The 12,486-nt window shown below is 37.7% G+C and carries 12 protein-coding genes; 11 read left to right on the top strand and 1 reads right to left on the bottom strand.

The features are described 5' to 3' along the window. From VGE44_RS09260 to VGE44_RS09215, 10 genes are all read left to right on the top strand, one after another. The coding region (locus VGE44_RS09260; protein WP_331078252.1) for a hypothetical protein at positions 1–247 on the top strand (247 nt) is incomplete at its 5' end. 72 nt (positions 248–319) lie between these two features. Further along, positions 320–841 (top strand): hypothetical protein, encoded by a 522-nt coding sequence (locus tag VGE44_RS09255; protein WP_331078251.1) that lies wholly within the window; start codon positions 320–322, stop codon positions 839–841. A gap of 403 nt (positions 842–1,244) precedes the next feature. Next, positions 1,245–1,514 carry a hypothetical protein gene (locus tag VGE44_RS09250; RefSeq protein ID WP_331078249.1) on the top strand — a complete coding sequence of 90 codons (270 nt, stop codon included), beginning with the start codon at positions 1,245–1,247 and terminating at the stop codon, positions 1,512–1,514. Positions 1,515–1,895: 381 nt separating this feature from the next. Next, positions 1,896–2,432 carry a hypothetical protein gene (locus tag VGE44_RS09245; protein WP_331078247.1) on the top strand — a complete coding sequence of 179 codons (537 nt, stop codon included), beginning with the start codon at positions 1,896–1,898 and terminating at the stop codon, positions 2,430–2,432. Positions 2,433–2,494: 62 nt separating this feature from the next. After that, positions 2,495–3,313, top strand: coding sequence for a hypothetical protein (locus tag VGE44_RS09240; RefSeq protein ID WP_331078244.1), 819 nt, complete (start codon positions 2,495–2,497; stop codon positions 3,311–3,313). 4 nt (positions 3,314–3,317) lie between these two features. Continuing rightward, positions 3,318–4,847: a hypothetical protein gene (locus tag VGE44_RS09235; protein ID WP_331078242.1), complete on the top strand. Its 1,530-nt coding sequence runs from the start codon at positions 3,318–3,320 to the stop codon at positions 4,845–4,847. A gap of 193 nt (positions 4,848–5,040) precedes the next feature. Continuing rightward, complete coding sequence (locus VGE44_RS09230) at positions 5,041–7,743, top strand: hypothetical protein (RefSeq protein ID WP_331078240.1); 2,703 nt, start codon at positions 5,041–5,043, stop codon at positions 7,741–7,743. Positions 7,744–7,796: 53 nt separating this feature from the next. Further along, a complete protein-coding gene (locus tag VGE44_RS09225) occupies positions 7,797–8,186 on the top strand; it encodes a hypothetical protein (RefSeq protein WP_331078238.1) in 390 nt (129 codons plus the stop codon). A 65-nt stretch (positions 8,187–8,251) separates the two neighbouring features. Continuing rightward, entirely contained in the window at positions 8,252–9,097 is an 846-nt protein-coding gene (locus VGE44_RS09220; protein WP_331078236.1) for a ThuA domain-containing protein, read from the top strand. A 35-nt stretch (positions 9,098–9,132) separates the two neighbouring features. Continuing rightward, positions 9,133–9,678 (top strand): hypothetical protein, encoded by a 546-nt coding sequence (locus VGE44_RS09215; RefSeq protein WP_331078234.1) that lies wholly within the window; start codon positions 9,133–9,135, stop codon positions 9,676–9,678. Here VGE44_RS09215 and VGE44_RS09210 read toward each other — a convergent pair whose 3' ends face one another. Beyond that, complete coding sequence (locus tag VGE44_RS09210; protein WP_331078232.1) at positions 9,679–11,946, bottom strand: cation:proton antiporter; 2,268 nt, start codon at positions 11,944–11,946, stop codon at positions 9,679–9,681. A gap of 197 nt (positions 11,947–12,143) precedes the next feature. On the opposite strand from VGE44_RS09210, the gene VGE44_RS09205 reads away from it, so the two are divergent. Beyond that, a complete protein-coding gene (locus VGE44_RS09205) occupies positions 12,144–12,410 on the top strand; it encodes a hypothetical protein (protein WP_331078230.1) in 267 nt (88 codons plus the stop codon). The last annotated feature ends 76 nt before the right edge of the window (positions 12,411–12,486 follow it).

Raw genomic sequence — 12,486 nt, 5'->3', positions numbered from 1 at the left:
CACTTCAGCAGTAGGAGCAACAAACAGTGGTAATACAGCAGGTATTACTTACGGTTCAGCAGTAACTTTGCCGGTATCAGGTGGAACAGCAGCAACAGTTATTACAGCAGCAAACACTTCATGGAGTGGTTCAAACTCTACTAACAAATTCAATATTTCTTACCTGATTGGTGCAGGCGGTGCATACGCAGGAAAAGCAACAGGTTTAAATGTGGTACCGGTAGTTTATACAGTAACACAACAATAATCTAGCGAATTGAATGGGTGATATATTATCACTCATTTAATGCTCATTTTAATACATGACATTAATTTCAAGATGAAAAAGGCATTAGTTTTTTTTGTATTCCTTTTCATAGCGATGGCTCATTCTGTGGTGTATGCACAGACTCCGGGTTTAAGCATTAAATTATTAGATGCATTATCCTTTACTATAAGTCAGCCAGAAGGTTTTGATTTGGAATACATAAATACAGGAAGAACGAAAAACTGGCTTGTTGCGAAAATTCCTGATCATATTACAGTGATTAGTTCAAGAGGTTATGTGGTAAAGGCTGTTTCAGGTGATTCTAATGGTAAAGAATCCAAAGTAAGTCTTACATCCCATATCAGTAAAACAAATAAAGGAAATACCTCAGGACTTGTGTTTGGAAGAAGTGTTCAATTGCAATCAGCTAGTGGGAGTGCTACAACAGTTATTTCTGCTTCGAATACTTCCTGGAATGGAATCAATCCTGAGAATAAATTTGACATAGATTATTCTTTAGAGGCACCAAAAACTTCGGGAAAAGGGGAGAATCCACCCACAATCCCTGTGATTTTTACGGTTCTTCAGCCCTGAGGATTGTTGGAAAATTATGTGGGATTATCATAACAAACATTAATATAAATCAGGATTTATATTAATGTTTATGAAAATTAAGGGTAGTATTGGCATTATTTATTGAATCTGAGCTTGCCTGGATTGCCTTAATATGAAGAAAATATTAATTATTACAGTGTTTTAATTCTTTAACCAGTATAGCAAAACAGCTTATTCTTAGGTTTCCAGCATTAAAACTACCTTATCTCCGACAATTATATCTGTCAGAATAGGCGATCCTCCTGGAATAGAGGTAAGCAGCAGAGGGTATGCAAGGTATGATGAAGGGATCAATGCGATAGTTAAGGATCACATTAATATTGTAAGTTCGGGAGCCTATATTGTAAAAGTTGCTATCGGAGACATAACTGGTGATTCGAAATTGGATAGAAATTCAATAAAAATTACTCCTCAGCTGGGTTCCGGGAACAGAGGTAATCTGGATGGACTCATTATTACTTCGGCACAACCACCAAATTTCCGGATTAATAATCAAATAACCATTATAGAAGCAGATCAAGCTTCATGGAACGGTAAAGATTCAGCAAATACCTTTAATGTGTCATACATAATTGGCGCACATGGTGCTTTTACAGGCGGAATACCAGGCACAAGTGTCATTCCTGTTATTTATACTGTTATCCTGAAATAGAAAGCCGCATTTTCGGGATCAGACACTACCTCATTTTTATTCGATCAATTTTTTGGCTCCCTGATTATGGGAAATTGTCGGGAAGAATGATTGAGGTTAATACTGGTTCCAGTTCCTTTCAATTATAATAATCAAATCTTCCCTTTACCTTAAATATCAATTGAGATAGACTTTAATCTCAACCCGATAGCTATCGGGTCTAAATGCTCTGTACTCAATACTCCCTTGAGTATCCAATTCCCCATTTGGGAAAAAATATCCCATGAAAAATAAGCGAAATATCTTAAAAAAGCTGTTTTTGTACTATTTGGCGCATTGGTCTATAATTTGTCTATATACTAACAACATCGACAAATTAAAAAAATAGAAATATAAAAAATCATGAACAAAGTAATTATAAGCTTCGCAATTTTAGCAGTATCAATATTAAGCACAAAATCATTTGCACAGACTGCAAACCTTAACATCACCTTATCTGATGTATTATCTTTCAGCGTAACCCAACCGGCATCATTGGATGTAAATTTCGACACTGAAGAAAAATATACCAACGGTATCACTGCCTTAGCCACCGATCATGTGAGTGTGACAAGTTCAAAGGGATATGTGGTTAAAGCGATTGCAGGTACAGTAACGGGCTCAGCGGATTTAGCACCGGGATCAGTAAAGATCACTTCTTCAATTGGTGCTACAAACAATGGTAACACTACCGGTATCACCTACGGTTCTTCAGTAACACTTCCAGCTTCTGGTGCAAGTCCGGCAACAGTAATTACTGCAACTAACAGCTCCTGGAGCGGGTCAAACCCAACCAACAAATTCAATATTTCCTACCTGATTGGTGCTGGTGGAGCATATGCAGGTAAAGCAACAGGCTTAAATGTGATTCCTGTAACTTATACAGTAACACAGCCGTAAGATATAACAGCAGTTTTATCGTTATATTGAGGCCTTTTTAAGGCCTTTTTTATATACTAGTTATGAAAAGAAATATATTCTATATGCTTTGTGTTTCAATGCTTGCTTTTAGTCAGAATCTTCTGGCACAGGCTGGTATGACAGTCAGTCCGGGTAAATTGTATTACAAACTTGCACCGGGTGGAGCCGGAACACAAAAAATAGTAGTAAGTAATCCAAACAACAAGGATCTTGAGATCGGCGTTTCTTTGAATGACTGGGATTATGATTCTCTGGGTAATAACCAGACCTATGATGCGGGTACTCTTAAAACGTCAGCTGCTGAATGGATAAGGGTTATGCCAGGATCATATTTTACTCTCAGACCAGGTGAAAAACGTGAACTCGACGTTGTGTTTAATGTCCCGGCAGATGCAAATACAGAAATCCCGGTACATACAGCAATGATGTTTTTAACCCAGCTTAATCCTGGTGATGGAAGGGCAGCTGACGGAACTTCGATTAAAGTAAGCGTCAGAATGGGGGTAAAGATCTATCATTCGTTTTCTCAATCTGATGTAAGAGATATTGAGGTTTTGGATTTCACTGATGTACTCCCTCCCAAAGAGGATAAAACTTCGAGCGGTTACCTTGAATTAAAACTGCATAACACCGGTAAGCAATGGCTGGAGGGTAAAGTGAAATGGGAGATATTGAATACTCAGACCGGAGAAAAGAAGAAACTGGATGATCAGGAGATATTTTCTCTGCCTGATGATCACCGGCTGGTAAGACAAGCCTTGCCATTAAATCTTGAGAAAGGTAAGTACATCGCAACTGCAATTATCAATTACGGGGATAAAGACGAATTGAAACTTGTAGAATTAGAATTTCAGAGATAATCAAATGATAATACGAGAACTATACAGGCAGCATTTCAAGCCAGAATTCCTGAAACTAGCGGGAGCATTGAGTATTTTTATGTTTCTGTTCATTAATTCAGGGTATACCCAGTCTATTGGATATTATACAGGGGCGGCATGTACTTTCAATACATTGACCGAGATTGCTAATGGATGTACCAGCCCGAACTACTTTACGATTCAATATAATATGGCAAGTGGAACTTATCCCGCAGGCTGGACTTTAGAGGTTAAAGCGAATGGTGATTTTAGTAATGGAAGTACAACTATTCCTGCCCAGTATGTTTCATTGGCTTTTAATACAGCTAACGGAGGGCCTGGTGGTGTCACGGGTACTGGTTATCAGGTATTAAATACTGCCCAGTCGGTTTCATTAATCAATACTTCAGAACAATTAAAAACGCCTCCAACATATTATTTCGAGCATAAGCTAAATATGAAAGTTCAGGGAGGTAATCACCTGAAGGTTGAAACTGGAACATACAGCACTACTCTTACAGTAATACTGCGTTCAAAACAGGGAAATGTAATAGCTACAAACAGCAATGTTCAGGCCTCTTTTGTTGTTAACTTTACTAATTCATGTCAGGGGGTAACCTTAAATTCTTATTCGAGTAATCAGAATAGCTTTACCACTTACGCTGAGCAAATGGCAGGAGCAACGGTAACTGATGCTCTTAGTGTGCAATATGCACCCAATGGGGCTACTTGTGACGGATGGAGATTAGATGTAAGGGCTTCCGGTAATTTCACAAATGGAGCCCAGTCAGTTGCTCCCCAATACTTTTCATTACGATTTAACAGAGTGAGTACAGGTACTCCTACTGCCAGTCAGATCGGAGTAGATAATACACCTGTTGTTTTAAACAATACAGATGTTATTCTTATAAACGGTTCAAATGCGCCTTTTGGTGCCAATGTTTTTACTGAACATAAGTTCGATATGATAATTCAGGGGGGAAACCACCTGCTGGTGCCTAATGGTACCTATACAGGCACCCTCATCTTTTCATTATATAATTCGAATAATGTATTGATTTCAACCACTACAGTTTCTGTTTCATTTTTGGTAAACACTGTCAACAGCAGTTTGACACTTGAGCTTCAGAACTCTGCAAATGAGATTGATCTTGTATTTAACACATTAGAGAGTTATGCTAACGGTGTATCAGTAACAAAAGCCAGAGGGATGCGTGTAGTTGGTTATCAACCTTATCAGGTAATGATTAAAACCAGCGGATTAAATCTGATTGGTACGGATAACAGTACTATTCCTGTGGCGGCGGTAAATGTACAGACTACAAAGTATACATCCAGTTCAGGAGGTATATCTACTTTTACGAGAGCACTCTCAACCGTCGATCAAATCATAGTCACAAATCCGATGGTTGATAATACACAACAGGTGATTGAATATAATTTAAGGTATTATACGGCTCCGAATGACAGCAGGCTGTCAGGCAAAACAGGCATCTTTAATACAACAGTTTTATTTGTTATTATTCCCCAGTAACCCCCTTTATTTACAAAACGTATAGGTTTATCAGAGTCTTTAATTGGAAAAGGTAAAATCATATTTTTTATACAATTCACTTTGCCTGAGTAGATTGATCCGGTCAAAGACGAATGCTTTTTGTCTGCTTTTCTTGTTTTCTATACTTAATTCGATCCAGTTACAGGCCCAAACTAATGATACATTAATTGTTTTGACGCCTTCTAAAACGCTGGTAAATGCTTCTAATGAAGAACTTGTCGATCTTACCCTGAAACTGGTAAATAAAAGATCTGTGCCACTTTTGGGTATAGTTAGTATCAATCCGGAAAAGAGTATCAACATGATCAGTAAGAATAAGACAACAGTTTCAATAAAACCGGGAGATAGTTTGTTTATCCCCGTTAAAGTATTTATCACCAAAAAGACTGTCTCTGGTCAAAGACATGCAATCAGGTTTGTACTTTCTGATCAAAGTAATAATTTGATTATGGCTACTGAAACAATAGTTCAGGTTTCTGTCAAGAGAAACGTGAATATGGTTTCACTGGTTTCAAGTATTCTGATAGATGCTTCTACCGACTCCATCAGGATACCTGTCAGAATTTCTAATCCCGGAAATACTGTACAATGGGTAACAATAATCAACAGGTTTCCTTCTGTATTTCAGAATCAGGCATTCCATTCGACTCAGGAGTTTTCCATTCAGCCATCTTCAGATACACTCCTGACCATCTCAAAGCCGGTTACAAGAAAAATGTTTCAGTCTGAAGGCTTTGATGTGACCTTCACCGGGCTTTATTCCAACGGTGACGTATTTGGGATGGCTTATGTCAGAGTACAGAGCGGGCGGAGTGACCGGGCTTATCATGATCCAACATTAAGTGATTCTTACAATGCCAATAGCATTTCACTTAGTTCACAGGGAATGTTTTCGAGCAATGAATCATACCTCCTGAACGGACAAGGTAACCTTGAACTTAAATCGGGCAACCTGGGTTATAGTGTTGATTATACCCAGTGGAAAAACTCCTATTCGCAGTCGATGATGAGAAATACCTGGTTAAGTTATGAAACGGGTAATATGGGGATAACCGCCGGAAATATTAATAAAAATATGGATATTAACCTCAGTGGAAGAGGGGCCAATCTATTTCTGAATGATACCACGAATAATGATTCTTATGATGTAGGGTTTTTAAATGGAAATTCCAATTTGATTGGAAACGATTCATATAATTTCTTGCCTTCGGGTAGTGCTGGCTGGGTTGGGTATACTCACAGGAAGGAAGACTCCGAATTTTCGACAACTATGATTTATGAAGTAAATCCACTTCAAAATTCCAATAGTGCTATATTTGGAAATAGTTATACCCTTTCGAAGTTTAAAGGATTGAGAATTGTAGCTAATCTGAGTGCAGGTCACACCCAGCACCGTGACAGTATTAGTTTGGTTAAGCCGAGTTTTGCTTCAGGGCTTAATATCAGCGGTACAATAAAAAAAATTGTCATTAACAGCTCAAATTATTTTAGTTCAGGATATTATCCTGGAATGAGAAGAGGCGCGGTATCTTTTAATGAAAGGATTACCTATATGAGAGAAAGATCAAATATATGGGCAGGTTTTGACTATAGTTTTTATTCACCCAAAACCTTTTCAACTTTCACTTTATTTATGCCGAAATATAGTACTATGAGGGCTGAAATTGGGATGTCGGGAACGATTTTTAAAAAGATGATTGCCTCAGTTTCACCACTGTATTTTCAGGAATCAAACAATGCTTTCCGTTTACCAGGTTCTACTAAAGAGATTCATACATTGAATTACTGGAATATTAACTCCTCATTTAACTACCCAATATCAAATAATCAGTACTTAGCGTTAAATACTGAAAGCGGCTATTTCAATACTTCATTTAATGAACAACTACGTTTTCATTTTCGTTCGAATCTAAATTATAAGAGAGGAATGTTTAATTTGAGTTCGACATTGCAATTTGGTACATTCTATATAGGTGAGGCAGTAAACAATTTTCTGAGGAGTCAGGAATCGCCTTATATTCTCAGCATTATTCCTACCATCCGTAAGAATTTTTACCGGGATAAGCTAAGAACTGAAGCGGGAATGGCAATAATGAACAATTCGTCTTATGGCAGCAGCAGTTTCCTTACCGGACGGGTAGAGTACGATTTTCTACCAAAATCAAGTGTTTTTACTTCAATTAACCATAATCGATTTAGTAATTATCAGTTCAGTCTTCTTGAAGTAGGCATCACTCAAAAACTATCATTACCTAAAGTTGGTGCCGTCAACAGTGATCTTACAATAATCGTTTATAAAGATATGAACCATAATGATATTTTTGATCAGGGCGATATAAAGGCAGATGGTCATTTGCTTTATGTTAATGATGTCGCTTTTATTACCGATGCTTCTGGATCAGTGGTTTATAAGAAATTGCCTTACGAAAGTTATCGGATCAGTTTGTCAAATACCAAAGGCTGGTATGCCCCGGATCAGTATATTAAACTCGATAAAAAGAAGTACAGGCTTGAAATTCCGCTTAAAAGAACAGGAACTATCAAAGGAAATTTAGTTTACAGCTTTGATCAGTTTAGCTATGAGATCAATAGAAATTTGCAGGGCATAACAGTTGTTGCAACAGATGAAAATAATGTACGGTACGTGACGCGGACAAATCTGGAAGGTCAGATTCTCTTTTATCTACCTATAGGGAAATATACTTTCTCTGTAGATAGTACAAATTTGCCTCCGGAAGTAGAGGTTGAAAAGAATATTCCTCAGGTGGTGCTAGATTCTGAAAATCCTGCGAATCTTACTATTAAATTGATTATTAAACCACGAAAGATTGAGACTAAGAAATTTGTCTCGCCAAATAAATTGCCTAACAGGTAAAAATATTTCTTTGGTAATTGTAACCTTTTCATATATTTATCGTAAGAAAATATATGAAAGTCTTATTAAGCTTTATTCTTTTCTTTTTTGTTGCCGCTGAAATCAAAGCTCAGGTGGCCAGTTCCTCCTTATATATTACGCTTTCAGATATACAATCCATAAAGATTATTGAACTTCCTGCAAATTCGAAAGCAACATTCTCTGAAAAAAAATCAGGTAAAGGGAATGTATTAATACTAAATCCTTCAGCCTCACAGATTCGCAAATTTGAATCCCAATCTGAAAATCCTGAGCAGGAATCCCAAGAGAACAATAAAGGTAGCCAGATGGAAATTCCTACACCGATTTTTGCTGGTTCAGGGACTAATATGCAAATGGCAAATCTTAGTCAGCGTCCCAGCAGAAGTGTTCCTGTTATAGTTTACCAGATAGATCCACGTTAGTAGAATCTCAATCTTAAATATTTCTATTTTTTTTCTACCTTATCCTTACATTGTAAAAGGATAAGATGCTTTCAGTTTTCTTCAGATATAAATTATTGTATGCCCTGTTTTTGGGTTTGTTGTATTCCGCTGAATGCTTTTCAACGTTTATCGGACCTGAATTTCAGGTAATTGCATTTTATACAGGGAAAAATGATCAGGCTCATATCAGCTATGTGTCGGAAGCTCTGAAGTGGTTCCCTAAAATAGCTAAAGAGCATAATTTTGGGTTTACTGCGACTAATGACTGGAATAACTTGAATACTGAATTTCTTTCAGGGTATCAGGTCGTGCTTTTCCTTGATACCAGGCCTGAGAAACCGGAACAAAGGGAAGCTTTTCAAAAATACATGGAGGCTGGTGGTGCCTGGATGGGATTTCATTTTTCAGCATTTGCTCTAAGTCCTTCGACATATCCTCAAAACTGGGATTGGTATCATGAAGATTTTTTAGGATCGGGCCAGTACAGCAGTAATACCTGGAGACCCACATCCGCCACACTACGCTTCGAGGATACAAAACACCCAATAGCAAAAAAAATACCCGGAAAATTCCTTTCTGCTCCAAATGAATGGTACAGATGGAAAAATGATCTGAAGGCGAATCCCAATATAAAAATCCTGTTGTCCATAGACCCGAAGAGTTTTCCGCTGGGTACCGGCCCTAAACCTCATGAAATCTGGCATGAGGGTTATTATCCTGTCGTATGGACCAATACCAGATACAGAATGTTATATGTTAATATGGGGCATAATGATATTGATTATGAGCATAAAATTGACCGGACTAACCGTACACTTTCATTTACTTTCGATAATGTATTGCAGAATAAAATGATTACAAATGCAATTCTATGGTTGGGGAGTAAATAGAACAGTATTTTTACACCCACATATTCCTTATAATTTTGAAGATCTATTTGACCCTTTCATTTCTTCTATTTTTACTTCCTGCATTTTCTCAGGAACTATTCCGGATTGAAAACGGGATTAAATATGATAATTCCCAGGTACAGCCGTTTATGAAGTCGCTCAATTCCGGGAATGATTTTGTACTGGCATTTCGCACCTATTTTCCTGGTGAGGGAGCATCATCAGCTAAGTATTTTATTTTAACAGGAAAAAGCGAACAACTTAGAGCATATTCTTATGCTAAAGACATGCTAATAGACCTGAATCTATCACCCCACTCACTCGATCAGATCTGGAAAACATTTCAGCAGAATGACTTGTTCAGAATAAGAGATGAAAAGGATATTCCAAATTTTTGTGCTAAAAAGTATGAAATCTATGAATCATATACTTATGAATTCACAATTCTATCGCAGGGGCGAATGAAGGTTTTGTCTTATTATAGCCCTGAATATTATATCGAAGCCTGCTACGGAATATCCGAAAGGCAAAATATAATAAACTCTGTAGCGATAATTAATCTACTTGTCCCTGGATACTGATTAGGAGGCATTCAGCTGTTGAATTTTTTTCCGTTCTCCAACGATCCAAACAATATCGCCCCACTCAAAGACCATTTGAGAATTCGGGTTCAAAATTCTTTCCTGATCTCTTTCTATTCCAATGATGAGCCCATTTGTTCTTTCGCGGATACCCGAGTTTCGGACAGTATGTCCTTTCAGTCTATTATGTTCATCAACTACGATTTTTTGAACAACAATATCTTCAACATCATATTCACCGGTGTCAATAGCTTCTGTGGCATCAAAAACAGGTTTGAACTGCTGCATTTGTTCATCGCTTGCAATTATTCCGACATGGTCGAAAGGAAGTAGCTTATTAAAGCGGGAAGGTGCATAAATTAATTTGTCGCCACGTTTGATATAGGCAATATTTACACCATATTTTTCCCGCCAAGCCAGCTCTTCCAGATTTTTTCCTATAAAATCAGCGTTCTGATCGACCTGCATATCAACCATATGGGCTTCCCATGGAACAAGCCCTGACTCCGGTTTAAAATGTTTGCTTAAGATTTTTTCTGAATAAGCATTCTCTTTTTCAGCAATTTCTCTTGCATTAAAATTCGATAGGAAGCGTCCTTCAAGTCTTTGATAAAAGTGTTGTAATCGCTGCGAGAAAAGCATCAAAACGATTACAATCAGTGGCATTGCGATAAGAATAGCAACCATTGCAGAGAAGAGCTTGTTTACCCAGAATCCCATGATGAATAATCCGATGATCACCCTGGCAATTTCCAGAACCAGTAATGGTCCACGGCTGTATTCTTTATCAAGCCATAACTCCTTATAGCCTAATTTGCCTGGCCTTTTTGCAATGAGTGCCCAAATAAATGGTGCAGCAGCACCAAAGGAGATTATGAGACCTATTGAAGAACTTAATGTCTCATTTTCAATATTTTTATCCAGAAAAGGCTGAAGGAAATTTATAGAAAGCAGCATCATTGCCAGAAGAATTATACCATTGCTTACCGCAATATTAAGGTAGGAGCTAAAGACTTTTTTCCAGTTGCTTTCTGCCTGTATGTTTTGGGTACTGCTGGCATAATTATTCAGGTTTACAATCCATTTTTCAGGAAGAATTTTCAGGATCAGATCATAAACTTTTGGCGAGAATCTGATCATGTAAGGAGTGGTAAAAGTAGTTATTGCAGATGTACCTACAGCAACGGGGAAAAGGAAATCACTTGTTACACCAAGTGATAGACCCAGTGAAGCAACAATGAAAGCAAATTCTCCGATCTGAGCCATACTCATTCCAACCTGTACTGATTGCTTAAGTGGTTGCCCGGATAATAAAGCTCCTGCAGCAGTGCTCAGGAATTTTCCAAAGAGTACAAGTAGGGTTATCCATAGTACTGGCCAGCGGTATTCCATGATGGTAAGAGGATCGATGAGCATACCAACCGATACAAAGAAAATAGCTCCAAAAAGATCTTTAACTGGTTTAATAAGGTGTTCTACTTTTTCAGCTTTGGTAGTTTCGGCAAGGATAGATCCCATAATGAAGGCTCCGAGCTCAGCCGAAAATCCAACCTGTGTAGCAATGACAACCATTCCCAGACAAAGCCCAATGGCCAGAATAAGCAATGTTTCTTCATCCAGTAGGTTCTTTGCTTTTTTTAACAGACTAGGCAGGAGGAATATTCCTGCAATGAACCATAATAGCAGGAAGAACAGCAGTTTCCCGACTGTAAACAACATTTCTATACCTTCAAACTGTTTAGTGACAGCAACTGTAGAAAGTAAGACCATTAATAGGATTACCACGATGTCTTCAACAACCAGCACTCCGAATACAACCCTGGCATACTGCTTCGTTTTTACGCCCAGTTCGTCGAAAGCTTTAATAATAATGGTTGTTGAGGAACTGGCGAGCATCCCTCCAAGAAAGAGGCTGTCCATGACAGACCAGCCCATCCATTGACCGGCGAAGTATCCTGTTGTGCAAATAAAAATAATCTCAACAAATGCTGTGATAGATGCCGAGCCCCCAACACGCATCAGTTTCTTGAAACTAAACTCAAGTCCGAGGCTAAACAAAAGAAATATAACTCCGATTTCTGCGAGGGTTTTGACGTTAGTAGTATCGACTACGGTGGGAGTGATTGAAAGATGAGGGCCGACTAAAAAACCAGCAATAATATATCCTAATACAAGCGGTTGCTTTATTTTTCTGAATAATAAGGTTGTAACCGCAGCGACTATTAATATTAATGCAAGATCTTCAATAAGTTTTGGCAAATGACCCATATAATTCTTCTCCCTTTCTTTGCTTTTTTTGAGTTTCTTGAAAAATATAATAAAAAAATCAAAAAAAGGAAGGTGCCAGTACCTTTTGGGTCAGTAAAATGTCAGCATTTAGATCATGTTATGGTGATTTGCTCTTAAACAGGTTTCTTCTTGCAGGGAGCAGTATTGATTGAATCATGTATCTTTGTATTTCAATAATGTTTCAGACGATTGAAATAGTTTTGTTTTTTACACAAAAGAATGAAGAAATGATAGATGGAATAAATTTTATAACCGATGAAAGCGGAAATAATAAGGCTATCATTCTGGATCTGGTCCGCTTCAAAAAGGATGGGGTAAAAGATAAAACAGTTTTGGAAGCCCTTGTTAATTTGCAGCAACTCATTGATAATGCTGTAGTTGAACAGAAATCGGCAAATACATGGGATCAGGCAAAGGAAAAGTTAAAGAACTTTAATCCCTGAATTCTTCTGTGAATACGTTAAAATTCATGTAAATTCAGGTTTGCAGATTTTCAAAATTAGATTTATTAGCGATGGT

It is taken from the genome of Daejeonella sp. (assembly GCF_036405355.1).
In the GTDB taxonomy this organism is placed as follows: domain Bacteria; phylum Bacteroidota; class Bacteroidia; order Sphingobacteriales; family Sphingobacteriaceae; genus Daejeonella.
This window is presented reverse-complemented; position numbering and strand designations above follow the sequence as displayed.

Excerpts from the sequence above, each read along its gene's own strand:
- VGE44_RS09255 (WP_331078251.1), top strand. The coding sequence starts at position 320 with ATGAAAAAGGCATTAGTTTTTTTTGTATTCCTTTTCATAGCGATGGCT.
- VGE44_RS09245 (WP_331078247.1), top strand. The coding sequence starts at position 1,896 with ATGAACAAAGTAATTATAAGCTTCGCAATTTTAGCAGTATCAATATTA.
- VGE44_RS09240 (WP_331078244.1), top strand. The coding sequence starts at position 2,495 with ATGAAAAGAAATATATTCTATATGCTTTGTGTTTCAATGCTTGCTTTT.
- VGE44_RS09235 (WP_331078242.1), top strand. The coding sequence starts at position 3,318 with ATGATAATACGAGAACTATACAGGCAGCATTTCAAGCCAGAATTCCTG.
- VGE44_RS09225 (WP_331078238.1), top strand. The coding sequence starts at position 7,797 with ATGAAAGTCTTATTAAGCTTTATTCTTTTCTTTTTTGTTGCCGCTGAA.
- VGE44_RS09220 (WP_331078236.1), top strand. The coding sequence starts at position 8,252 with ATGCTTTCAGTTTTCTTCAGATATAAATTATTGTATGCCCTGTTTTTG.
- VGE44_RS09210 (WP_331078232.1), bottom strand. The coding sequence starts at position 11,946 with ATGGGTCATTTGCCAAAACTTATTGAAGATCTTGCATTAATATTAATA.
- VGE44_RS09205 (WP_331078230.1), top strand. The coding sequence starts at position 12,144 with ATGTTTCAGACGATTGAAATAGTTTTGTTTTTTACACAAAAGAATGAA.